The following is a 25,374-nucleotide window of genomic DNA, read 5'->3' as shown; positions in this document are numbered from 1 at the left end:
ATTATATGCCTGAAATTAGTACCTCCAAAAAAGTAGAAGCTTTTAAAAAAGCAATTGATTACGCATCTTACAGAAATCTAATAAAATCCCTGCTAGCAGAGAATCAGACAACAGGCGATAATCATTCAGAAGCGATGATAAACTATACTTTTATGAATGATAGGCGTATGGATAGATGGGATAAGAAAATAGATTTGGACGCGGATTTAGTCAACATTATGAAGGGTTTACCTCCTATGAAATGGATGGTCATCACAGAAGCTTGGTGTGGAGATGCTGCACAAAACATTCCCTTTTTGGCTAAATTAGCAAAGGAGAATCAAAATATCGATTTACGATTTATCATGAGAGATGCAAATCTTGAAATCATGGATCAGTATCTTACAAATGGGGCCAGATCAATTCCAATCTTAATTGTAATGGATCAAGATTTTAATGACCTAGCTACATGGGGACCAAGACCAACTCCTGTTCAAAACATGGTAATAGATGCCAAGAAAAAAACAGATTTAGATCAGACGGCATTTATTGAAAGTATCCATAAATGGTATGCAGTAAATAAAAATCAAACTATAGCTGAAGAGTTTAAGGAAATAATTAAAAAAATTCACTAATGGCAAAAACAGCATTAATTGCAGGCGCAACAGGACTTGTCGGTGGGCACTTGCTAGATTTACTTTTAGAAGATGAAAATTATACTGAAGTAAAGGTATTAAGTCGAAGAAGTTTGGGCGGAGATGATGGAAAACTGAAAGAAATCATCATTGAAGATTTCGCTAATCTTGAAAAGGAAGCAAAGCAGTTAAAAGCAGATGATTATTTCTGCTGCTTAGGCACCACTATTAAGAAAGCGGGTAGCAAATCAGCTTTCAAAAAGGTTGATTTTGAATACCCTGTGAGCATAGCAGCAATTGCCAGAGAAAGTAATGCTGACTCTTTTCACCTGATATCTGCAATGGGAGCAGATGCGAAATCGATCATATTTTACAATCAAGTAAAAGGCGAAGTAGAAGAGGCCGTAAAAGCCTTAAAATTAAATAGAGCCTATATTTATAGACCTTCTTTTATAGCTGGAGAAAGAGCAGAAAAAAGAGCAGGTGAAAAAGCGGCCTTATGGTTTGCCGACAAATTTGATTTTATTTTCTCAGGTCCTTTGCAAAAATATGCGGCCGTTCACGCTAAAACAATTGCTAATGCAATGCTAATAACAGCAAAAAACGATACTGATAGCTTTAAAATTATTCCATCTGATCAAATTGAAAAAATAGGTAAGTGATTGCAGTTCTTCAACGTGTTACGGAAGCCTCAGTTAAGATTGGGGAAGAAATTAAAGGTAAAATCAAAGATGGACTAATGATTTTGCTTGGTATTGAAGAGGCCGATAGCGAAGAGGATATTGAATGGCTTAGTCGCAAAATAATAAACATGCGCATTTTCAATGATGAAAATGGTGTGATGAATAGAAGTCTACTCGATGTACATGGAGAAATATTGTTAATTAGTCAGTTTACTTTGCATGCCAGCACTAAAAAAGGAAATAGACCTTCCTACATAAAAGCAGCTAAACCAGATATTGCTATTCCATTGTATGAAAAAATGCTTAGCACTTTAGATATGGAAATTCCAATAAAGATTCAGAGTGGTGAATTTGGTGCTGACATGAAAGTGAGTTTAGTGAATGACGGGCCTGTTACTATCATTTTGGATAGTAAGGATAAAAAGTAAAGTCAGGGGCGATTAAGCCCCAAATTTGTTAATCACCTGGATTGAGTGATTCTTTGCAAGAAACACAACATATTGAAGACCCCTCTGGCCAAGGACAAACCAAAAAATCCATTGGATAATCACCAATCCTCATGATCGTTCCAGCAGCTGCACATCTACTAATTTGCGCACATGGATTTTCTGCTTGTGCATTGACAATTTGATTACCATCAAAGAATAACATCCCACTAAAAAGGGCTGCTACCGTAATTTTAAATAATCTGTTCATAATTTATCTATTTTACCAATTAAAAAAACTTCATTATCAAATTCATATTTAGATTTTGATAAATGAAACAAAATTTCGTCTTTTTCTAAGATTGCAGCAGGAGAAACTAACATATCTGGCAAAATAATGTCCTGATAAAGTTTCCTTCCATCTTCAATTATATGCATGCAATGTTGATAATTTTCTGTAATATATTCTTGTAGGTAAAGTCGATCTCTGTAAAGATTAGGATCATTTTCAAATTCTGTATTATCAATTTCTTTTGTATAATTGATAAAAATTCGATCTTGGAAACAGTTTAAAGATTCTATTTGAGAATCAAAAAGTGTCTTTGTATTATCAAAATCATCTCCATAATTAAAGTTTGACTTTATACTGTAGTGATCGAAATCAAAACTATAACTTTTCTCAAATTGCAGTTCGCTATCATTATCCAAAGAATAATAATATAACTTTTCATCATTTCTATAAGCAGTTATTAGCTGATTATCATTTTTCAAATAATCAAAATAAGACAAGTAGGGCGTATAAAGTTTGGATTCAGTTCTATAATTACTTGTTTGATGAAAACCAATATCTAGTTTATATGAAGAGTCTTGAATATTAATAATAGTCAATAATTTAACAAGATTGTAATGCTCTTTCATTTCAATATTATGACCTGTGGGCGCTGTTAATAATTGAGTGATGATATAATCAGTTTCATTATTCTTAAGCTCAAGTAATTTATTATTTGGATTATATCTCGTATATATCCCTCTTTCAGGGTTAGGAATATGATGATTTTTAGTCCATGTGCTATCAAAATAATAAACGCCACCTTCGGAAATGATAATATATCCATTTTCAGCTTCATTAAAGCCAACTGCATTTATTTTACCACTAACCGAATTTTCCCCTGCAATACGATTATCGAAAGTGCTTTTAATATCTCCATTCCTATCAAATATTAAAATCACTTCTTTATTTCTAGCATAGTCTACGGCAATGAAAAGCTCTACTTTTCTATGAAAATCTGCAATTTTTAGATTTCCTTGATAATCAACTTCGAGTGTATCTGTAATATTAACAGTAGCTTTGGGCAATTCACCATAATCCTTTGATTCCTGTTTAGAATCGCAACCGAAAAATAAAGTGGTGAGTACTAATAAAATCGTATATCGCATAAATACTTAGTTGAAAGCCCAATAATAATAATAATAGGGGTAAAATAATTGAGGGAAAAATTTCAATTTATTTTCTCAACAACAAAGGCAACAAAATCAAGTCCGTAAGCAAAGCAAAAAGCATAGCCAAAGAAAGAAATAATCCCAAATAAAAGGTGGTGGCAAATGATGAAAGTGTAAACAATACAAATCCGCCAATAATTAGTACCGAAGTAATTAGGATAGCCAAACCTGCAGATTTGAAAGTTTTGATGATTCTCCAGATCGGACTTTTTGCTTTTTGCTTTTTATATGCACCCAGAAAATGAATAGTATCGTCAACTGCTATTCCAAATGCAACAACAAAAATAATGGCGGTTGTCAGTTTTAAAGGAACGCCCATAAAACCCATAATTCCTGCAGTGAACAGCAGTGGAATAAAATTAGGAATTAGACTAATCAATAGCATCTTAAATGATTTGAAATAAACTGCCAGCACCATAGCAATCATCAAAACGGCTACTATTAATCCTTTCATTAACTCAATCGAAAGATTTTCATTGCTCTTGTCTATCAAATAAGTTGTGCCGGTTATTCTAGCACTCAATATATTTTCGTCAACTTCTTTATGTATAAAAGCCTTTAAAGCGTGGTTGCGTTTTTGGGTATCATTTGATCCCCATTCCGGAATAAATCCTGCAAACCGAGCATACTGCCTACTCGAATCCACCAATCCTTCGGCAACTCCTCTACTCAAAAGCTGTCTCCTGATCCCTTTTTGCTTTTCAAACGCTTCTTTTTGTGGGACCTTATAAAACTGATTAGCTCCTCCTTTATCAATCTGATTGGCATATTTTACAAGATCTAAGGGCGAGAGTACTTTCTCAATACCAAAAGAATCTCTTAAGTAATGATCAATTTTTATTGCCTCTTTTAAAAAAGCATAATTAAAAACACTAGTATGTTCATCAGCAGGAACAATGGCCATCTCCCAAGGTTTTGATCCTCCAAAAGCCGAATCCAGGTATTGAAAATCATTCCGAACTTGAGAATCTTCAGGCAAATCTTTGAGCAAATACGCATCTGTTTTCAGTTGAAAAAAGCCGTAAACTGAAATTGATATTAGAACAGCATACACTGTGATCACAGTCTTTCTTGCCCTAATAAGCTTTACAGCCCATTTTTTATAGGGCAATCTTATACTTTTTCCTTTGTAATTTCTTCGAATTAAAAGTGGCCCAAATAGAAAGTTGACACCAAAGGCTATCAAAACTCCAATTCCAGCAAAAACGCCTAACTCCTGAATGGGCTGTGTTGGCAATATCAATAAACTAAAAAAACCTAAAGCAGTCGTAATAGAGGTCAATAAAGTTGGAGAAAAAACTTTCTTAATGGAGGATTTTAGTCTTTTAATAAAATCACTTTCTTCATTCTGTCTATAAGCATTAACTAAATGAATGGCATCGGAGGTAGATACAAAGAGGATAATGGGTGGAATCAAAACACTGAGGATACTTAATTCTATTCGTAGCATTGCCATGAAACCAAGCAAGTAAACCAGAGAAGAGACACTCATCAATAAGGGTAATAGCATTATATTGAATGAGCGGTAAATCAGCAAAAGGAGGATAATGGTTACAGCGATTCCTAATCCCAGGAAAATAGTGAAGTCGGACCGTATGTGATCAATAAAGCTCTGCTGAGCCACTAATTTACCCACCATACGATAATTTTCTATATTGGATTGTGCTAGAGATGTTTTTAAAGTTTCAAAGAAAACTAGCTCGTTATTTGGGGTTTTAAAATGCTCGTGATTAATCTGAAAAATCAATGCTCTAGCATCATTGGAGACAAAATTACTGTAAAGTGGATGACTCATAATCCTTGCGCTATCTCGCTTTAGTCTTTTAGCATCTTCACTATGTACTAGTGGGACTGCAGTGATTCCATAAGGCGATTTGATCAAGTGTTTCAATTGAAATATTGACTGTGTTTCCGTTATCCCCTTTATAGAATCCAATTCACTTTGCCAGGCTTGCACTTTCTGTAAGAACTTACTTTCAAATACAGAGGGGCCATTCTCGATTGCTAACAGTAAGTAATCATTATCATAGCCAAATTTATTGACATGATACTCAAAAAATACCTTATCCTCATTATCATCGGCAAAGAACTTCTCAAACTCAAAAGCTACGGATAGTTTTGGGAATTGCGAGACAAAAAACGCTATGCTAATCAACCAAACGGCATATAGCATAAAGCGAAATTCTCGGTCTTTAAAATTGCTGTAAAACTTTTTGGCTAGTTCTTTCAAGGACAAAATAGACTTCTAAAATATAAAGGTAAATAAACGTAGAAAAAGACAACTTTGGATTGCAAGAATTTTACGGTTTTCTATTTTCGACAGTATGTGTAGCTAAAATTCTTCTTGCTTCTAACTTCACTAATGGCTCCTTCCGCATATCCCATATCACTTTTCTAGCCTTTTTTCCAGCATCTTCTAAATCAATTATTGGACTTGGATAATCTTTTCCTAACTCAAAATTCAATTCCTTCTGCTCAATAAAATTCAATTTCCATGGTTCATGAATGAAAGCTATTGGAATGTTTTTTAACTCTGGCACCCACATTTTTATAAAATCACCGTTGGGATCATGCTCTATTGATTGCTTGACAGGATTATACATTCGGATGGTATTAATTCCGGTTACACCAGCTTGCATTTGAAATTGAGGGTAATGGATTCCGGGTTCAAAGTCTAAAAACTGCCTACCTAAATGTAGGGAACCTCTCTTCCAAGGTTGCCATAAATGATAAACTAGAAATGACACCAGCATAGCTCGCATTCTGAAATTGAGATAGCCCGTTTCGGTTACACACCTCATGCAAGCATCTACCAAAGGAAAACCCGTCTCTCCTTTCTCCCATGCTTCATATAAGATGTCATTTTCATTCTGACGAATGCTGTCATATCCTCTATTAATATTTTCACTCTCATATCTCATTTCCATTTCAAATTTCTGTATAAAATGGCAATGCCAGCGTAGTCGAGAGGCGAAATTATTTAAAGCGCTTTTATTTCCCTTTTCCTTTGCACTTCTCATAGATTGATAGACAGATCGCATACTGATATTTCCATAAGCCAAGTAAGGAGACAAGCGACTGCAGGATTTACGAGCTTCAGTGGGCTTACTTATGCTTTTATTGTAAGTTTTATGCCTTTCTTTTAAGAAGCTACTTAAATATTGATATGCTTTAGAACTTCCCCCTGTTTGCACGATCTCTTTTTCCCGGTGAATCCCTAATTCACTTACCTTTTCAATAACTTTTATTCCTCCAAACTCTTGGCTTTCAACTGGTTTTAAAGCCGATAGATCGACTTCCAGAATAGCTTGAGACATAAATTCATACCAAGACTTTGACCAATCTGTCCGATTCTTTCGACCTCTCTGCAAGCCAAACTGCTGAAATTCTAACCATTCTATATTCTTGCTTTTACAAAATGAATTAACAGCCTTATCTCTTTCATAAGTGATTTGAAGTCCAGTTTCTTCATGGGATAATAAATACTTGATTTCATATTTTTCTTGAATAGATTTCAATAAATCAATCACTTCAGAATGTGCTTGAAGCAAGTGTAAACTATATTTCACTAGTTCATTCTGAATTTCTGCTAAGGATTCACTAATGAAATTCCAATGGCGATTACTATAATTGGGAGCAGACAATAAACTGGGTTCCCAGGCATAAAAAATTAGAGTAGGCAAACCGATTTCAGCAGCTTTCTGCAATGGAGCGTGGTCCTCCAACCTTAAATCTCTTTTTAGCCAGACTAGGGTAATCGGTTTTTTCATTTCAAACAGGATTGTAATCAGTTGAACAGAAAACCTGTATAAAGTCCCATTGTTTGAAATGAATTTTTAGCTATAAAAAAAACCGATTCGATGAATTCTCCATCAAATCGGTTTTACTTAAATCTATTTAATTAAAACTATATCACTTTCGTAAAAAGTCTCTTAAGACATACTGTAGAATACCTTTATTCTTATAATATTCTACTTCAATTTTAGAATCTAATCTAGCCAACACCTCAAATTTCACTTCTTTTCCGTCAGACTTTTCTGCTACTGCAGAAAGCTTTTTAGAAGGTGATAAGCCTTTGCTAATTCCGGAAACTGAAATTTTCTCTGAACCATCTAATCCTAAAGACTCGGCAGATTCTCCATCTGAATACTGTAAAGGCAAAACACCCATACCCACTAAATTACTTCGGTGAATACGCTCATAGCTTTCTGCAATGACTGCTTTTATACCCAAGAGATAAGTACCTTTTGCTGCCCAGTCTCTGGAAGATCCACTACCATATTCTTTTCCACCTAAAACCACTAATGGGATATTATCTTCTTTGTATTTCTCAGCGGCATCGAATACTGTCATTTCTTCACCGCTTGGGATATGCTTAGTATAACCCCCTTCTTTTTCTGCCAACTGATTTTTAATTCGGACATTAGCAAAAGTTCCACGAGTCATGATTTCATCATTACCTCTACGAGAACCATAGGAGTTAAAATCTTTCTTTTCTACCCCTCTCCCCTTCAAATATTTACCAGCCGGACTATCTTCTGCAAAAGCACCAGCTGGAGAAATATGGTCTGTGGTTATAGAATCGCCCAATTTTAATAAGACATGCGCCTTTTTAATATCTTCGAAATCTTCAGCCTCTTCGCTGATATCTTTAAAGAATGGTGCTTCCTTAATGTACGTAGACTTATCATCCCATTCATAATCTTCAGATTCGGGCGCTTTCATGCTTCTCCACTGTTCGTTGCCGTCAAAAATCTCACCATAGTTCTTTTTATAAGAATCCGGTGACAGCACTTTTCTCATCACTTCAAATATTTCATCTTGGGATGGCCATAAATCTTTCAAGTACACTGGCTCACCATTAGCATCGTAGCTCAGTGCATCATTGTTTAAGTCAATGTCTACCCTACCTGCGATGGCATAAGCCACTACCAGCATTGGGGACATTAAGAAATTCATTTTCACGTCAGGGTGTACTCTGGCTTCAAAATTTCTATTCCCTGAAAGTACCGAGGAAACCACTAAATCATTTTCTTTTACAGCTTTGGCAATATGCGGTGGTAAAGGACCTGAATTACCAATACAAGAAGTACATCCATATCCCACAACGTGGAATTTCAGTGCTTCTAAGTCATCTAATAATTCGGCTGCTCTTAAATAATCGGTTACCACTTTCGAACCTGGAGCTAAACTGGTTTTGACCCAAGGCTTAACATCAACACCTCTTTGAATAGCTTTTTGTGCTACTAAACCTGCACCTAACATCACGCTTGGATTCGAAGTATTAGTGCAACTTGTAATAGCGGCAATTACAATTGAACCATCACTTAAGCTAAATTCATCATTGTGCGTTTTAATCTTTACCGTTTTCAAGCCGTTGCTATCGCCTTCCTCTATGGCTACGTCATCACCGACCTCAGCAGTTTGTTGTACAGGTTGAGAGCCTCCTTCAGCATACCACCTGCTTACAGGACGTTCGTACATGCCTAGGTATTCTCTTCCGTGTTCTTCCTTCAGCAAGTCTTTGAATTTGTCTTCAAACTCTCGAACCAAAATCTTATCCTGCGGTCTTTTTGGACCAGAAACTGTAGGCTCAACTGTGCTTAAATCCAATTCTAGTACTGTGGAGTAATTAATTTTATCTTCGTTTTCTCTCCAAAGCATATTGGATTTCGCATATTTCTCTACCAAATCAATTTGCTCTTCCGAACGATTGGTTTTCTCCATGTAGGATAAGGTTTGATCATCGATTGGGAAATAGGTAACCGTACAACCAAACTCAGGAGACATATTGGAAATAGTGGCTCTATCCGGAATCGTTAGATTATCCAAGCCAGGACCAAAGACCTCCACAAATTTACCCACTACACCATGATTTCTTAATAAATGGGTGATAGTCAGTACCAAATCTGTTGCAGTGGTCCCTAAAGGCATATCTCCATTCAACCTTAATCCTATTACCTCAGGCATAATAAAGTTAATAGGCTGTCCAAGAATAGCAGCTTCAGCCTCAATTCCGCCAACTCCCCAACCTACAACTCCGATGCCGTTCACCATAGGTGTGTGTGAGTCAGTACCTACCAAAGTATCAGGAAAAACATACCCATCTCTTTCAATGGCACCTTTTGCTAAATATTCTAAATTCACCTGATGGCATATCCCCATGCCGGGAGGCACAACAGAGAAATTATCAAAGGCATTTTGTGCCCACTTCAAGAATTGGTATCGCTCCCCATTTCTCTCATATTCCTTATCCACATTCTTTGCATAGGAATAATTAGTACCGAAATAATCGACCTGGACGGAGTGGTCAATTACCAAATCAACAGGGATTAAAGGATTAATTTTTTTCGGATCTTTTCCTTTTCTTACGGCCTCAGCCCTCAATGAAGCAATATCCACCACTGCAGGCACACCCGTAAAATCTTGCATTAATACTCTAGCTGGTTTGTAAGGAATATCTTTATCAGAAGCCTCAGGCTTCCAATTGAGAAGCGTCTCTACATTCTCCTTTGTTATCGCAAAATCATCAAAATTTCGAACTGCATTTTCCAATAAAATTCTGATTGAAAAAGGCAATTTATCAACATCATGGCCCTGTTTCTGTAATTCTTCCAGACTATAATATTTCAGTTTTCCTTTTTTGCTATCTAGCTCTTTTACAATTTTGTACGGATCTTTATGCATGGTGAAAAGTTTTAGTTTCAGTTAGTTCGTTAAAATAAAAAAAGGAGACCATTTTTATCAATGACCTCCTATATTATACCTCATTTATTCAAAATTGTTACTCTAAGCTGATAACCAGATCATCCTGCTGCACCATATCACCTGCTTTTAAATGAACCTCTTTCACTACTCCTGCTCTCGGTGGCGTAATTGAAGACTCCATTTTCATGGCCTCGATTACGAACAAAGCAGTGTTTTCTGTCACCTCATCACCCGGCTTCACTTTGATGGAGGCCAATTTTCCTTGCAATGGTGCACCTACTTCATTTTCGCTTGAAATTTTTCGATTGGTAACTTTATCTACTTTGGCATTATTATCCTTAATTTTCACCCTTCTAGTTTGCCCGTTCAATTCAAAAGCAACCGTTCTTAATGCCTCCTCATTAGGCTCAGAGATGTAAAGTAATTTGATGATGATCGTTTTACCTTCAGAAATTTCCACCAAGATTTCTTCTCCGTTTTTCATCCCGTAGAAGAACGCTAAAGTTGGGATATATCCCACCTCACCAAATTGCTGCTGATGCTTGTAGAAATCTTCATATACTTTCGGATAAAGCAAATAAGCTAACAAATCTGATTCATCGTCATGACCGTCAAATTTCTTTTTAAAAGCTTCCATTTCCTTACTGAAATCTATCGGTTCCAAATGTTTATTCGGCTTGTCAGTAAATGCCTTTTCCCCTTTTAAAATAATCTTGCTTAATTCTTGAGGAAATCCTCCCACTGGCTGACCTAATTCACCACGGAATAAATCCACAACAGAATCAGGAAAAGAAAGTGTATGACCTTTTTCAAAAATATCATTTGGCGTTAAATTATTGGAGGTCATAAATAGCGCCATATCTCCCACAACTTTAGAAGAAGGCGTTACTTTTACCAAATCTCCAAACATCTTATTGACCAAGGCATAGTTCTTTTTAACGGTCTCAAACTTATCTCCTAAGCCCAATGCATTTGCCTGTGGACGTAAGTTTGAATACTGTCCGCCTGGGATCTCATTATCATAAATCTCAGCAGTTCCTGCTTTCAATCCAGATTCAAAAGGATAATAGAATTCTCTCACATATTCCCAGTAAGTAGAATAATCGTTTAAAGAATTGATATTTAATTTCTGCTCCCGTTCATGACCTTGCATATAGCTGGCTACTGAATTGAAATTGGGTTGTGATGTCAATCCCGACATACTTCCCATCGCCACATCCACCACGTCTACGCCAGCTTCTATTGCTTTCAAGTAAGTAGCAGACTGAACTGATGAAGTATCATGCGTATGTAAATGAATCGGCAAATTGATCTCTGATTTCAATGCTCCGATTAATTCTGCTGCAGCATAAGGTTTTAATAAGCCTGCCATATCTTTTATAGCAATAATATGAGCTCCTTCGCTCTCTAATTGTTTTGCAAAATCTACGTAATAGTCAAGCGTATACTTCTTTTGCTCAGGATCAAGAATATCCCCCGTATAGCAGATGGCTGCCTCAGCGATTGAATTTGTTCTTTCTCTCACGGTCTTGATGCTGACTTTCATCGCTTCTAGCCAGTTCAAAGAATCGAATATTCTAAAAACATCTATTCCTGTTTCTGCGGATTTCTCAATGAATTTCTCAATTAGATTATCGGGATAAGCTTTATAACCAACTGCATTTGACCCTCGAAGCAACATTTGCAAAAGGATATTAGGCATCGCTCTTCTGAACTTTGCTAATCTTTCCCACGGATTCTCATGTAAAAAGCGCATGCAAACATCAAAAGTAGCACCGCCCCAAACTTCCATAGAAAATATCTCAGGATTGTTTTTAGCATAGCCCTCTGCTACTTTCATCATATCAATTCCTCGCATTCTGGTGGCCAATAATGATTGGTGTGCATCTCTGAAAGTGGTATCTGTATAGTGAATCGCTTTTTCATTTTTCAGCCATTCAGCAAACTTCTCTGGGCCCAGTTCAGTCAGGATGTTTTTTGTTCCTTTAGGATAGGTTCCATACTTATCATAATCAGGGACAACTGGATGCCGGAAAGTTTTGTTCTCTTCCTTCACCTTCACATCTGGATGTCCATTAACGCTTACATCCGCTAAAAAACGTAGTGTTTTGGTACCCCTATCAAATTTTTGAGTGATTTTGAATAAGTCAGGATGCTCATCTATAAATTTAACCGTACATTCTCCATTGTAGAAAGTAGGGTGCGAAATCACGTTTTCTAAGAAACCAATATTAGTTTTAACCCCTCTAATCCTAAATTCTCTTAATGCTCTATGCAATCTTTGTGCAGCACCCCTTAAGGTTCTACCATGAGAGGAAACTTTAACCAACATAGAATCAAAGAATGGCGATATATTTACTCCGGCATAAGAACTACCTTCATCTATTCTAATTCCAAATCCACCTGCATTTCGATAAGCTATAATGGTACCATAGTCGGGTTTAAAACCATTTTCTGGATCTTCAGTCGTAATTCTGCACTGAATAGCAAAACCATTGGCTTTTACATCTTCTTGACTTTTGATAAAAATTCTCGGATCGTCTAAAGCATGTCCCTTCGCAATTAATATCTGCGAACGCACTATATCTACTCCTGTAATTTCTTCCGTAATGGTGTGTTCTACCTGAATTCTTGGGTTCACTTCAATAAAGTAGATATTCTCCTCTTTGTCCACCAAAAACTCAACAGTCCCCACATTATTATAATTAACTTGTCGGGTGATGGCTAAAGCATATTCATAAAGTTTATTCCGAGTTTCTTCAGATAAGTTTGCGGAAGGCGCAACTTCCACTACCTTCTGGAATCTTCTCTGAACAGAACAATCACGCTCGAATAAATGGACAATATTTCCATAGTTATCACCCATGATTTGCACCTCAATGTGCTTTGGGTGGTCTATGTATTTCTCAAGAAAAATGGTATCATCTCCGAAGGCATTGCCCGCTTCACTTTTGGAATCGACAAAGGCAGACTTTAGCTGATCTTCATTTTGAACAACTCGCATTCCACGACCACCTCCACCTGCAGCCGCTTTAACCATGATTGGATAACCAATTCTTTTAGCCTCACCAACAGCCGTAGCTGTGTCAACCAAATCGATTTTACTATCCTCTATAATAGGCACATTGGCTTTTACCGCAATATCTTTGGCTCTAACTTTATCACCTAAAGCATTCATGACTTCTGGCTCAGGCCCAACGAAAATGATGCCTTCCTCCTTACATCTTCTAGCTAAGTTCACATTTTCAGAAAGGAACCCATATCCTGGATGAATAGCATCTACTCCCTTGTGTTTCGCCAGACTAATAATTTCTTCTATATCCAAATAAGGTTTTAAAGGATCATCCTCTTTCCCAATTTGATAGGCCTCATCTGATTTATATCTATGCAAAGAATATCGGTCTTCATAGGTGTAAACCGCTACCGTCCGAATTCGAAGTTCCGAAGCAGCACGGAGCACCCGAATAGCAATTTCACCTCTATTCGCTACTAATAATTTATTGATTTCAAAAAGTTTCGTTGTCATATTGATATCTTGTATAGTCTGTAGTTTAGCTTTTTTATTAAGGATGCTGAATTTAAAAAGGGATTCTGAGAAAGGGAAGGAAAACCAGGAGAAATTGGATTTTTAAGTTGAAATAGAAGTTATTTCAGATAAAATATAATTACAATCAGCACGAAGACTTCTGCATTTTCGTATTAGAATAAAAATATTTTAAAAGCTACAAATCTTAGTCCTAAGAAACACATTCAATGCAGAGTTTCCTCCATACTTTCCTATATTTGCCACAAATTACGAACAATGCAAAAATTGAATAATAGATATACCATAACCGCGGCATTACCTTATGCCAATGGACCTTTACATATTGGACATATAGCAGGCGCCTATTTGCCTGCGGATATTTTCGTACGCTATCTTAGGTTGCGTAAAAAAGAAGTGGCCTTCATGTGTGGAAGTGATGAGCACGGTGCTGCTATCACTATTCGCGCTAAAAAAGAAGGCGTCACGCCTAACGCCATTATTGATAAATATCATGAGCTGAATAAAAGCACTTTCGAAAAATTCGGAATTGCTTTTGATATGTATCACCGTACCTCAGATCCTTCTCACCATGAGCTTTCACAGGAATTCTTTATGAACTTATACGAAAAAGGTGAGTTCGTAGAGCGTGAAAGTGAGCAATACTATGATGAAGAATTTAATCAATTTCTGGCTGATCGATACATCACTGGAAAATGCCCTAAATGTGGTAATGAAGGAGCTTACGGTGACCAATGTGAAAAATGCGGAAGTTCTTTAAACCCAACTGATTTGATTAACCCCGTTTCAACCTTGAGCGGAAAAACACCTGTTTTAAGGAAAACTACTCACTGGTTTCTGCCATTAGATAAATATCAGGAATGGATGGAAAAATGGTTGGTTGAAGGCAAAAAGGGCAAGTGGAAATCAAATGTTTATGGTCAATGCAGTTCATGGCTCAACCAAGGATTACAAGCTAGAGCGATGACCCGAGATTTAGACTGGGGCGTTGACGTGCCGCTAAAAGGCGCTGAAGGAAAGAAACTATATGTATGGCTAGATGCCCCAATTGGTTATATTTCTGCTACCAAACAGTGGGCAAAAGATACCGGAAATGATTGGGAGAAATTTTGGAAAAAACAAGCTGATCCAAAAGATGATAGCACATTAATCCATTTTATAGGCAAAGACAATATTGTATTTCATTGTATTATTTTTCCAGTGATTTTGCATGCGCACGGTGATTATATTTTGCCAGAAAATGTGCCCGCAAATGAGTTTTTGAATCTTGAGGGAGATAAATTATCGACCAGCAGGAACTGGGCCGTTTGGTTGCATGAGTACCTCAAAGATTTCCCTGGACAGGAAGATGTATTACGATATGCATTAGCTGCTACTCTCCCTGAAACAAAAGACAGTGAATTCACCTGGAAGGATTTTCAAACTCGCAATAACAGTGAGTTAGTCGCTATTTTCGGTAATTTCATTAACAGAGCCGTTGTGCTGACACATAAGTATTATGATGGAAAAGTGCCAGCAAGAGGAGAATGGTTTGATTATGATCAAGAAATTCTGGATGAATTGAAGGGTTATCCTGAGCTCATAGAAGAAAAGATTGTCAACTATAGATTCCGTGAAGCTTTAGCTGCTATGATGGAGTTTGCGCGCTTAGGAAACAAATATCTGGCAGAAACAGAACCTTGGAAACTACAGAAAGAGAATCCTGAAAGAGTGAAAACCATTATGAATTTGGCTTTACAGATTGCAGCTAATTTAAGCATTGTTTGTGAGCCGTTCTTACCATTCACTGCTACCAAGCTTAGAAATATGCTCAATATTGAGGCTTATGAATGGGATTTGGCAGGAAGTGCAGATTTGTTAGAAGCCGGTCATCAGATCAACAAAGCAGAGTTATTATTTGAAAAAATAGAAGATAAAACAGTGGAAGAACAAGTCAATAAATTAGAAGAAGCCAAGAAAGCAAATGCTGGCGGAAGCCCTGATGTGGAACCTATGAAGGAGGAAATCAAGTTCGATGATTTCTTGAAAATGGATATGCGCGTTGGAACCGTTTTGACTGCTGAAAAAGTTAAAAAATCGAACAAACTTTTAAAACTTACTATCGATACTGGTTTGGACAAACGCACTATTTTGAGTGGCATTGCAAAACACTTCAAAGCAGAAGAAGTGGTAGGAAAGCAAGTAACCGTATTGGTGAACCTAGCGCCTCGACCTATGATGGGTGAAGTATCAGAAGGTATGGTTTTGATGGCAGAAGATTCGGAGGGAAATTTGCAGTTTGTGCAGCCGGGGGATAAAGTGAATCCAGGGAGTACAATTTCGTAAACTCAATAATAAAATATGGTATTAAAGGAATTAGAGAAAAGGATCAAAGCTTATCAGGAAGAGGGTAAAAAATATTTTACCACCTCTTCCTTTCAATCACATAGTTTAGTGCTTCTACATATGCTGAGTAAGATTGATTCTAGTATTCCTGTATACTTTATCAATACTGGTTATCATTTTCCAGACACAGTGGCTTTTCGAGATAAAATCATGAGTGACTTTGGCTTGACTAATTTAGTCGACTTAAAACCTCTCACACCTAAAAACATGCAACGTGATGCTAGTGGAAAAATGTTCTTTACCTCTGATCCTGATTATTGCTGCTATCTCAATAAAACTCAGCCCATGGATGCAGTATTGATGCAAAATGACATTTGGATCAATGGGGTTCGTGCAGATCAAAGCAAAACTCGTTCCGCCATGAAAGTAGAACAAGCAGCTCCACATGGTTCAACGCGACTCCACCCCATGCTAGAATGGAATTCTAAAATGATTCATGATTACCGCAAGGAACATCAATTGCCAGACCACCCTTTAGAAGCACAAGGTTACTTTAGTATCGGCTGTGAGCCTTGCACTCGAAAATTTGATTTGGATATGCAAGAAAGAGAAAGCCGTTGGTACGGGATGAATAAAACTGAATGCGGATTGCATACTGATTTAGCATAACTCCCACTTTTAATGTTGCAACATATAAATATTACAGACGTGATATTTGTTATGTATGCATACTATTTTACTCATTTTCCAATACTATATTTAGCAAACTGTATAGAATTTTTACTTCCTAGTAAAAAGAAAATCGAGTGGAGCTTCTATATGATTTTTCTTATTTTTTGCTTCGTCCAATAAAACTGACTGTTGGTTTAAATTTTTTAATACTTCATAGAATTTGAAAAAGATAGTAGTTTAAAGTTTAATCAAAACATTCCAACTATTTTTAGATTTTAGATGAATCGCTATTCATATATGTTTCTTGTACTTTTTAAAGTAAAAAGCAAATACATATCTTTGGAGCAAGTATTAATTTTGCATTATTATTACTTAAACCTCCAGTTAGGAGTGCTAATACTATGTGGAAACGGAAACTCATCTTTTTAATCACTACTATTTTTGCCATGCAATACCCTATGCTTGGTCAAAAAGCTTTATTTGATTTGAGGGATAAAGATTTAAATTCAGAAATAGTATTACTTCAAGACGAATGGCAATTTGAATACGGTAAATTGCTTAGCGCTGAGGAAATGCAAGGATCAACATCCCCCTTCTATTCAGAAATTCCTCATACTTGGACAGGAATGGAGTTTAAGGATGAAACCCTTCCATCAACAGGTTATGCCACCTATTACGCTCGAATTATTGTAGATGAAAAATTGAACGACTTAGCAATAAATTGTAAAGTAGTAAGTACAAACTATAAGCTATTTATCAACGGTCAAGAGATGGTCGAAGTGGGTAAAGTGGGGGCCTCAGAAGAAACGGCCGATCCCAATTACCGCAGCACCATTATTTCTCTCCCTGAAGATCAGGATACGATAGATCTCGTATTTCACATTTCAAATTTCCATTATCGGAAGGGGGGTATGTCAAGACCAGCAGAAATTGCTAGCAAAAATTTACTTCTCGAAAATAGAGGACAAAATATATCATTATCATTTTTCCTGATCGGATCAATTTTCTTTATGGGTCTTTATCACTTAGGTTCCAACCTATTTCGAACAAGAAACAAAATGAACACCTACTTCGCTTTAGTATGTCTATTCACGATTTTAAGAACCTTAAGTGTTAATGAATATTTACTAATTGAATATTTGAATTTCCCTTGGTGGTTAAGCGTAAGGATTGAATTAACAAGTTTCTATCTGATTCTCGCTTTTACAGTACGCTTCATCTATCACCTATTTCCTGAATACATTCCAAAATTCTTCGCACATATCCCCTATTATATAGGGATATCAGCTGCCATTATCACCCTTTTCACTCCTATTTTATTCAATTCCAATTTAGTCCCTATAATGCAGTTGGTGACGGTTATCACCGGAGTAGGAATACTGTACTTTCTCTTCAAAGCAAGTATAAAAAGAAACCGTGAAGTGCTTGTTGCCTTAGTGGGCTTTATTTTACTTTTCGCAGTGACGGTTCTTGATATATTAATACATCGCTCTCATATTGTCGGTGAAATGATATTTGCACTAGGAATCTTCTTTTATTTATTCAGTCATGTCGTCATATTAGCAAATCGACAAAATCAAACCTATATCAAAAATCAGGATTTGAGTTTGGCCCTCCAACAGTCAAATCAGCGCTTAGAAAAAACGGTTGAAGCAAGAACCAAAGAATTAAATGAACGAAACAAAGAGCTGGAGAAAAATAACCTAGAATTAAAACAAACCCATGATGAAAGAAACGGCTTAATACACGTTTTAGCGCATGACCTAAAATCACCGCTGAACAATAATAAGGGACTAATTCAGTTAATCAAAATGCCTGACAACCTGAATGATCAGCAAAAAGACTATTTAAAAAAGCTAGAGAAATCAAACGAACAAGGTGTTCAATTGATTGAAGATTTATTGCATCTGTATAGGATTGAATCAAAACAATTACCGGAAGTTGAAGCCATCAATATTCAAAATTATTTTAATGATATCATTCAAAAGCATGAAGATACTGCCAGCCTGAAAAAAATTAAAATTGAAAAAGAGATCAGAACAAATCAAACTTACTTCAATACCGATACAGACAAATTGCAGCGCATTATGGATAATCTCATCTCTAATGCTTTAAAATTCTCCTATGAAGATTGTTCGATCTATATTAAAGTTGAAAAAGAAGGGAGCCAACTCAAAATTGAAGTAAGGGATGAAGGAATGGGGATAATGGAGGAAGAACAGGATAAAATCTTCCAGAAATTCCAGAAAATGAGCAATAAACCCACTGCTGGGGAAAGTTCTTCTGGTTTGGGCTTATCCATAGTAAAAACCTTAGTAGAGCAATTAAAAGGTACTATAGAGTTTGAAAGTAAGCCAGGAAAAGGAACTAGTTTTAGGGTGATGCTACCAGTGCTGACACTAAAGTAATTTCTTAGATTTCTTGATTTCTGGAAAAATCTAGAGTAGAAAGTCAGGTTATTGGTAACCATTATATTTTCTTGAAAAAGAAACTATTAAAGTTTAAGTCCCCTTCATTTTTACAACTACCAAGAAAAGCTTAATTTCACCTTCTTGACGTAGGATACCCCATGAAGAAAATATTGATTACTGGAGGAGCCGGCTATATTGGTTCAGCATTGATTGAAAAACTTTTGCCTTTGCAAGAAGTAGAGCAGATCCTGATTTATGATAATTTATCTCGAAATAATTATCACTTCTTTTTAGGAAACAAACTCCCCAATCAAGAAAAAATCAATTTTATTCAAGGCGAATTATTAGACACAAGAAAGCTTAAAAAAGCTTTAAAGGGAATTGATACCGTTATACACTTGGCAGCAAAGGTAACTACACCATTTGCTGATGCCGATCCGCACTATTTTGAGCAGAGCAATCATTGGGGTACAGCAGAATTGGTTTATGCGGTAGAAGATTCGAATGTTGAACATTTTGTATTTGCCAGTAGTGTTTCGGTTTTCGGATCATCAAAGGAAATAATCAATGAAGAACATCAACCCAATCCCAGAACTATTTATGGGATCTCAAAACTTAGAGGAGAAGAGCATGTAGCACGTTTACTAGACAAGCTTAATACACAAATTTTAAGATTGGGTAATGTTTATGGCTATGCCAATGCGGTTCGGTTTGATGCCGTCATTAACCGTTTTATGTTCGATGCTAATTTCAATAAACGTATCGCCATCCATGGAGATGGGAAACAGCACCGCCCGTTTATCCCTATTCAAAAAGTATCAGAGATTTTAAAGCAGGTTGCTATCAAAAATGATATCCCTTCAGGCTTTTACAATCTGGTAGATAAAAATTTAGAAGTGTTGGATATAGTAGATGCACTTAAAGCTATTTATCCAGACCTGGAGTTTACTTTTATCAACCAGCATTTGAAACTGAGAGAACTATTAGTCAATCCTGAGACTACTCTCCAAAAATACATTGATTTTCCTAAGGGCAATTCCAGCTTAAAAGATGATTTATTGCTTTTTAAGGAGCATTTGAGGTTTTGATGGAAGTTAGAAGTCGGAAGCTCGAAGCAACTTCCATTGTCCATCTTCCTTCTATAAATCATTTATTAGTAAATCAAAATATTTGTTAAAGACCTAATCTCCCCTTCGGAGGCTAGGGGGCTTTAATCCTTTGTATCCCGAATAATCGTTTTCAATTTATCCCCAGAGACTTCCTCCACAGTTTCCCATTCTCCATTTTCGTTCAGACGTTGGATCACATATTTTTTAACTCCTTCTTCCCAGCCTTTAAAGGCATTCCACCTCAATTCGTATTTTCTAAACTGAACATCTTTTTGTAAAAGTACCGTATTGCTTTCCTCACTGCTCTCCGTATCAATCGAACAATCATTTATGACTTTAACTTGATAGGTATAAGTATGATTCTCGGTATCACTTTCTTCATCAATATAAAATTGCTCATGTGGTTCTACAGTATCAAAATATTCAAAATCCTCTCCATTCTCACTTCGGTAAATTTCAAATGAAGTAATCCTGCCTCTCCCCTCTTCTGGAATGCTCCATTCGGTGAAAACCTCACCTGTTTCCATCACCGTAGTATTTTTAATTTCGGCCACTTGATTTACGTATATCTCATCGGTGACTTCAAATTCAACATAATTACTAATCGAACGCAAACTGTTCTGCTCAAAAGCTCCAACCCTATATTCATAAAAACCTGGACATAAATCTTCTTGATCCAGAAAACGAAGAGCATTAACTTCTAAAACTGCAATTTCATGCCATTGCTCTTCTCCTTTTAGCTTTCTAAATATTCGCTGATTATCTACTTGAAATCCCTTTGATGAATTCCATTCAATATATCGTTGATTGTTTTCTTGACTTTCACTATGTAAAAACATGGTATTGAAAACAGTTAGATGCTCTTTTTCTAAAGTATCTGCGCAGAAAGAAACCGCTTGAAAAATATATTCATGAGACATTTCTTGCGGTCTGCAACTTTTGTCATCATACATAATTCTTTGATTTACACTTCCCGATAAATCAATTTTTTGCAATAAATGGAAACCAGTTGGACTGTCCCGATACACATTATAATGAGAAATATTATTGAAGCTAAAAGGCTTTAACTCAAATTTGACATTATTATTCTCCACTAAAATTTGATTTAAGTCAGCTTCAATGTGCCTTACGGTGTCTCGTACTAAAATCTGATTTGCATGTGTATAACTTACTGGGCAACCCTTATCATTTTTTACTGTTAAAGTCACATTAAATGTTCCTGTCTTTTCAATTAACACAGTTGGGTCTTTTTCAGTAGAGCTCTGTCCGTCACCGAACTCCCAAAAGTATGATGCTTTTAATAGGTTACTACTTTTGTTAGTCAATCGGACTTCAACAGGATAACATTCCCCTGAAATTTCCATATCAAAATCTACTTTTGGGGTTGGTAGAACTTTTATTCCTTTCATCCTAAAAGTCTGTTCGCATCCTTCTACATTTTCAGCAACTAGTGTAACATCATAAACACCAGCTTTCTCATAGAAATGCTGAGGATTTTGTTCATGTGAAGTATTTCCATCTCCGAAAATCCATGTCCACTTAACAGCACTGCTGGAAACATCAGTGAAATTTGCTGTATTAGGGAGGCAAACTGTCTTTTCTTCAATTTCAAAGGCTGTTTGCGGTCCACTTACATTCACAAATTGTTCTTTTGTTAAGGTGTCCTGACACCCCAACTTATTGGTAATCACTAAACTTACATCAAAGTTTCCAACTGAATTATATAAATGTATAGGATTTGCTACTCTGGAGGTTTGACCATCCCCGAAATCCCAGAAGTAACTTTCTGCTCCATCAGATAAATCCTGAAAGCTTACTTGAACAGGTACACAATTTGACTCTATGGATTCAGCTAATTTAAAATCTGCTTTGTATGGCGTTACTTCAATGTATTGTTGCATCAAGACTGTATCAGCACAGCCACTATTATTTTCAGCAATTAATTGAACATCAAATATTCCAGCACTTTGAAATTGATGCTGGGGATTTCTTTCAGTACTGGAGTTTCCATCTCCAAAATCCCAAAACCAACTCACTGCATCATCACTTTTGGCTGAGAATTCAACGATATCGTCCTGGCAAATCTGCTTCTTGTCTACTTCAAAATTAGCACTGAAAATAAAGTTCATCGGCTTCTTAATGCTAAGCTTACATCCATTTTCATTTGCAACTATTAATTTAACGCTACTTTTAGGTGCTTCAAAATAGATATGGGTAGGGTTTTGATCAGTGGAAGTATTTCCATCACCAAAATCCCATTGCCATGAAGTAGCATTTACACTTTGATCTTGAAAGGATACTGTTACAGGCAAACAGCTTTGATCATATTCAAAACTAAAATCACTAGTCAAGTCATCAATTTGAATAAATTCAGCTTCAGTACTTGTCTTACTGCACTCACCATTTGTGGAAGTAAGCGTCACTGTGTACGAGCCGGGGATGTAGGTGACTTTTGGATTTTCTTCCGTACTTGTTTCACCATTTCCAAAGTCCCAGAACCATTCTACAGCATCTTGCGATTTATTTTGAAACTGTATGGTGGTCTCGCCACAACCACTCCTTTTATTCGCTGTAAATTCTGCAATAGGATTTTTGACAATAATCTGTTGCGGTAAATCAAAAATTGACTCACAGCCTTCGTAATCTGTAGCAATAGCTTTAACCTGATACTCACCTCTTGCATCAAAAACGTAAGGGATATTGAAATTATCAATTAAAACTCCATTTCCCATATCCCATTTTATAGATTTAAAGCCAATAAGCGTATGCTCTATAGTGAATCCGTCTCCTAAGCATAAAGAATTTGGAAAGCTAAATCGATTTTCTTGATTACCTATATATACATTTTTTATTTTAGTAGTTGCGCAGCTGTTCTGACCGCTTGCTGACAGACTTATTGAATACAGCCCTTCCTTTTCTACCCAATATCTGCCGCCATCAGATAATTCTATTGGGAGATTATTCATTTTCCATCTATAATTCTCAAATTCAGTGTTTTCTGGATTTAAGATGATCTCATAACCTTCACAATATTTTTGAAGCTCGTAATCAAAGTCAATTTCTGATTGTTGAATATTGATTGTAATATAATCTTCCACAAACACAAAACTATCTCTTTCAATTTTAGCCCAATATCCTATGGTATATTCACCTATTTCATGGAAAGATTGCTTAAAATCTTGCTTAGAATGAGTTGTTCCATCTTTAAACCTCCACTCAAATTTATCTGCCTCCGGAATGGGATTTACTAAATCTATGGAATATGGAACGTTACAACTTGAAAAGTTAAATTTGCCAATGGGACTATCACTTTCTTGTTGGTCTAAATCACCCTCCAATTCCGGATTCTCACAATTAGTCCAGGGATTCGGAACCATTATCGCTTTTGATTTGGTACATTCTCCTTCGCTTCCTACACTTAAGGTTATCCCTACGTCTCCCAATGAAATAAAGGAAGCATGCAACTCAGACTCAGTACCAATCAGGCTTTCATTATAATACCATCTAGCGGATTGCCAGTCTTCCAAATTGGCGACAACAAGAACGCTAAAAAACCCACATTCTTCCCCTTCAGTAACTTCCATATTTGTCTCTACTTCCAAATCAGGGATTTCAATTATATTGTAATTCTCTATTGTAGTTCTGCAGCCATTCTTATTGTTTGTAGTCAAAGAAACTTTGTAATTTCCTGCTGCACTATAACTATGTATTGGATAACGTTCAATTGACTTTTTTCCATCTCCAAAATCCCACTCCCAAAAATCATATCCCATGTCTCCGCTGAAATGGACTTCAGTGTAAGTGCAAGATTCAATAACTTCAGGTTCTGCTAAATCAATATCATTATCAAAAACAATTAATGGCGTTTCAAATTCATAATCGACCTTACAACCCTTGGCATTTGTATATGAAACGATCGGAAAATAGACTCCAGGATTTTTAAATTCATAATTTACATTTTTACCATCCAATTGTTTTTCTCCAATAGTCCACTTGATATCTGTAGCATTTTCATTCAGTAAGGCTATTTCAGGAGTAAATGGAGCACAGCCTTGCCACTCATTGACCTTTATATTTGTTTCCCTTTTAAATACTTGAACCATGTCTACAAGTTCTGTTTCGATTTGACAACCGCTTTCGTAATGCGTAACAGCTACAATATTATAATCACCAGCTTGGTCAAAAGTGTAATTCAATTCGACACCGTTAATAGTTTCTCCATTTACTTTCCAAGCATAGGCCACAGCACCAGGAGTTCTGTTTGTAGCCACAAAATCAAAAGGCTCACAGCCCATCGTTTGATCGTAGTCAATCTCTACAGCTTCAACCTCCTGAACATTTAAAAGTGCTTCGTCAAAAATAGACACTGAGCATCCAAAATCATTAAAATAAGTTAATTTAACTGCAATGTCGCCAATTTCAGAAAAACCTAAGCTCACTTTTTTGCCTTCATATTGCTTTCCATTAATCTCCCATTCAAATCCAGTATTTGAAGGATGAAGGGCTTTAAGTGTGACCTCTTCACCTAGACAGATAGAGCTCTCGCTCACTTCCATTTTGGGTGACTCAATTTCACCAACATTGATTAAGGAATCCAAACTTATCGTTACGGAACATCCAAATTCATTTATATAAGAAACTTCAACCTTATATGCTCCTACAGTACTATATGAATATTCAACATAGGAGCCATTTTTGACAGTACCATCACCAAAATCCCAACTCACGTGACTAACTTCTTCATCAAACGAAAAAATGATGGGTTCCTTGTCTGAGAGACATTGTACGTAGCTGCTAGCTGAAAATGAATTTTTGTTTACTTCATGGATTTCGATGACATTTTCCATTACTTTGATTTCCTGACATTCACCATCTATTTTTGCGGTTAGAGAAACTGTATACTTTCCAGATGCTTGGTATTGATGACTAGGATTTTCTTCTGTTGATTGATTTCCATCACCAAAAGACCATAAGTAAGAATCAGCATTTGTGGTTAAATTATTAAATAAGATTTCCTCACCTATACAACTCACATGGTTTTCTATGGAAAAGTCCACTAAAGGTCTTTCATTAACAGTGATAAGATTTTGATAATGAACGGTATCGATTATACCTGTATTTAAGGCGAGAACTGCATAAACACCCCATTCCCCTGCTTTTTCAAAAATAAATGTAGGTTTTTTTGCTGTCGAAGACTGTCCATCTTCTGTTTGCCATTCTACTGATTCAACATCATAATTCTCAATTTCGAAAATCACCACTAATGGCAAACATCCAGCATTTTTATCTGCTTTAATCTGACCAAAAGATCGAGAGGTAAAAATAAGCGTGCTGAAAAAAAACAGCAATCCAAGTTTAAAAAATATAGTTTTCATTATGACGA

At 36.3% G+C, this 25,374-nt stretch carries 14 protein-coding genes; 7 read left to right on the top strand and 7 right to left on the bottom strand.

The genetic code is table 11. The features are described 5' to 3' along the window. The first annotated feature begins 5 nt into the window (after nt 1–5). Genes AAC601_RS11635 through dtd form a run of 3 tightly spaced genes read left to right on the top strand, consistent with a single transcriptional unit; the run spans nt 6 to nt 1,725 of the window. Nucleotides 6–614: a thioredoxin family protein gene (locus AAC601_RS11635; protein WP_340153354.1), complete on the top strand. Its 609-nt coding sequence runs from the start codon at nt 6–8 to the stop codon at nt 612–614. Next, nucleotides 614–1,276, top strand: coding sequence for an NAD-dependent epimerase/dehydratase family protein (locus AAC601_RS11630; protein WP_340153353.1), 663 nt, complete (start codon nt 614–616; stop codon nt 1,274–1,276). Before AAC601_RS11635 ends, AAC601_RS11630 begins: the two co-directional genes overlap by 1 nt. After that, a complete protein-coding gene (gene dtd / locus AAC601_RS11625) occupies nt 1,273–1,725 on the top strand; it encodes a D-aminoacyl-tRNA deacylase (protein ID WP_340153352.1) in 453 nt (150 codons plus the stop codon). The genes AAC601_RS11630 and dtd overlap by 4 nt, the downstream gene beginning before the upstream one ends. Nucleotides 1,726–1,753: 28 nt before the next feature. Here the strand turns inward: dtd and AAC601_RS11620 are convergent, their stop codons facing one another. The 6 genes from AAC601_RS11620 to AAC601_RS11595 form a co-directional block, all read right to left on the bottom strand. After that, nucleotides 1,754–1,993 carry a hypothetical protein gene (locus AAC601_RS11620; RefSeq protein WP_340153351.1) on the bottom strand — a complete coding sequence of 80 codons (240 nt, stop codon included), beginning with the start codon at nt 1,991–1,993 and terminating at the stop codon, nt 1,754–1,756. Next, complete coding sequence (locus tag AAC601_RS11615) at nt 1,990–3,159, bottom strand: hypothetical protein (protein WP_340153350.1); 1,170 nt, start codon at nt 3,157–3,159, stop codon at nt 1,990–1,992. The genes AAC601_RS11620 and AAC601_RS11615 overlap by 4 nt, the downstream gene beginning before the upstream one ends. Before the next feature lie 67 nt (nt 3,160–3,226). After that, nucleotides 3,227–5,452, bottom strand: coding sequence for an MMPL family transporter (locus AAC601_RS11610; protein ID WP_340153349.1), 2,226 nt, complete (start codon nt 5,450–5,452; stop codon nt 3,227–3,229). Between the two features lie 70 nt (nt 5,453–5,522). Further along, nucleotides 5,523–6,992, bottom strand: coding sequence for a deoxyribodipyrimidine photo-lyase (locus tag AAC601_RS11605; protein ID WP_303269810.1), 1,470 nt, complete (start codon nt 6,990–6,992; stop codon nt 5,523–5,525). 142 nt (nt 6,993–7,134) lie between these two features. After that, on the bottom strand, nt 7,135–9,909 hold the full coding sequence (gene acnA / locus AAC601_RS11600; protein WP_303269811.1) for an aconitate hydratase AcnA: 2,775 nt from the start codon (nt 9,907–9,909) through the stop codon (nt 7,135–7,137). Between the two features lie 97 nt (nt 9,910–10,006). Further along, nucleotides 10,007–13,456, bottom strand: coding sequence for a pyruvate carboxylase (locus tag AAC601_RS11595; protein ID WP_303269812.1), 3,450 nt, complete (start codon nt 13,454–13,456; stop codon nt 10,007–10,009). A gap of 276 nt (nt 13,457–13,732) precedes the next feature. Here AAC601_RS11595 and metG point away from each other — a divergent pair, with 276 nt between their 5' ends. From metG to AAC601_RS11575, 4 genes are all read left to right on the top strand, one after another. Further along, nucleotides 13,733–15,799, top strand: a complete 2,067-nt coding sequence (metG, locus tag AAC601_RS11590) for a methionine--tRNA ligase (protein WP_303269814.1) — start codon at nt 13,733–13,735, stop codon at nt 15,797–15,799. A gap of 15 nt (nt 15,800–15,814) precedes the next feature. Then, a complete protein-coding gene (locus AAC601_RS11585; protein WP_303269816.1) occupies nt 15,815–16,468 on the top strand; it encodes a phosphoadenylyl-sulfate reductase in 654 nt (217 codons plus the stop codon). 404 nt (nt 16,469–16,872) lie between these two features. Continuing rightward, nucleotides 16,873–18,879 carry a sensor histidine kinase gene (locus AAC601_RS11580; protein ID WP_303269817.1) on the top strand — a complete coding sequence of 669 codons (2,007 nt, stop codon included), beginning with the start codon at nt 16,873–16,875 and terminating at the stop codon, nt 18,877–18,879. Nucleotides 18,880–19,040: 161 nt separating this feature from the next. After that, entirely contained in the window at nt 19,041–19,970 is a 930-nt protein-coding gene (locus AAC601_RS11575; protein WP_340153348.1) for an NAD-dependent epimerase/dehydratase, read from the top strand. A 122-nt stretch (nt 19,971–20,092) separates the two neighbouring features. Here AAC601_RS11575 and AAC601_RS11570 read toward each other — a convergent pair whose 3' ends face one another. Continuing rightward, nucleotides 20,093–25,366, bottom strand: a complete 5,274-nt coding sequence (locus AAC601_RS11570; protein WP_340153347.1) for a PKD domain-containing protein — start codon at nt 25,364–25,366, stop codon at nt 20,093–20,095. Between the last annotated feature and the right edge of the window lie 8 nt (nt 25,367–25,374).

The organism is uncultured Marivirga sp., assembly GCF_963974845.1.
In the GTDB taxonomy this organism is placed as follows: domain Bacteria; phylum Bacteroidota; class Bacteroidia; order Cytophagales; family Cyclobacteriaceae; genus Marivirga; species Marivirga harenae.
Note: the sequence above shows the minus strand (reverse complement) of the source record. Positions and strands in the feature narration are given on the sequence as shown.

What these genes read in the sequence shown, in the direction of transcription:
- AAC601_RS11635 (WP_340153354.1), top strand. Translation starts at nt 6, where the DNA reads ATGCCTGAAATTAGTACCTCCAAAAAAGTAGAAGCTTTTAAAAAAGCA.
- AAC601_RS11630 (WP_340153353.1), top strand. Translation starts at nt 614, where the DNA reads ATGGCAAAAACAGCATTAATTGCAGGCGCAACAGGACTTGTCGGTGGG.
- AAC601_RS11620 (WP_340153351.1), bottom strand. Translation starts at nt 1,993, where the DNA reads ATGAACAGATTATTTAAAATTACGGTAGCAGCCCTTTTTAGTGGGATG.
- AAC601_RS11615 (WP_340153350.1), bottom strand. Translation starts at nt 3,159, where the DNA reads ATGCGATATACGATTTTATTAGTACTCACCACTTTATTTTTCGGTTGC.
- AAC601_RS11605 (WP_303269810.1), bottom strand. Translation starts at nt 6,992, where the DNA reads ATGAAAAAACCGATTACCCTAGTCTGGCTAAAAAGAGATTTAAGGTTG.
- acnA (WP_303269811.1), bottom strand. Translation starts at nt 9,909, where the DNA reads ATGCATAAAGATCCGTACAAAATTGTAAAAGAGCTAGATAGCAAAAAA.
- AAC601_RS11595 (WP_303269812.1), bottom strand. Translation starts at nt 13,456, where the DNA reads ATGACAACGAAACTTTTTGAAATCAATAAATTATTAGTAGCGAATAGA.
- metG (WP_303269814.1), top strand. Translation starts at nt 13,733, where the DNA reads ATGCAAAAATTGAATAATAGATATACCATAACCGCGGCATTACCTTAT.
- AAC601_RS11585 (WP_303269816.1), top strand. Translation starts at nt 15,815, where the DNA reads ATGGTATTAAAGGAATTAGAGAAAAGGATCAAAGCTTATCAGGAAGAG.
- AAC601_RS11580 (WP_303269817.1), top strand. Translation starts at nt 16,873, where the DNA reads ATGTGGAAACGGAAACTCATCTTTTTAATCACTACTATTTTTGCCATG.
- AAC601_RS11575 (WP_340153348.1), top strand. Translation starts at nt 19,041, where the DNA reads ATGAAGAAAATATTGATTACTGGAGGAGCCGGCTATATTGGTTCAGCA.
- AAC601_RS11570 (WP_340153347.1), bottom strand. Translation starts at nt 25,366, where the DNA reads ATGAAAACTATATTTTTTAAACTTGGATTGCTGTTTTTTTTCAGCACG.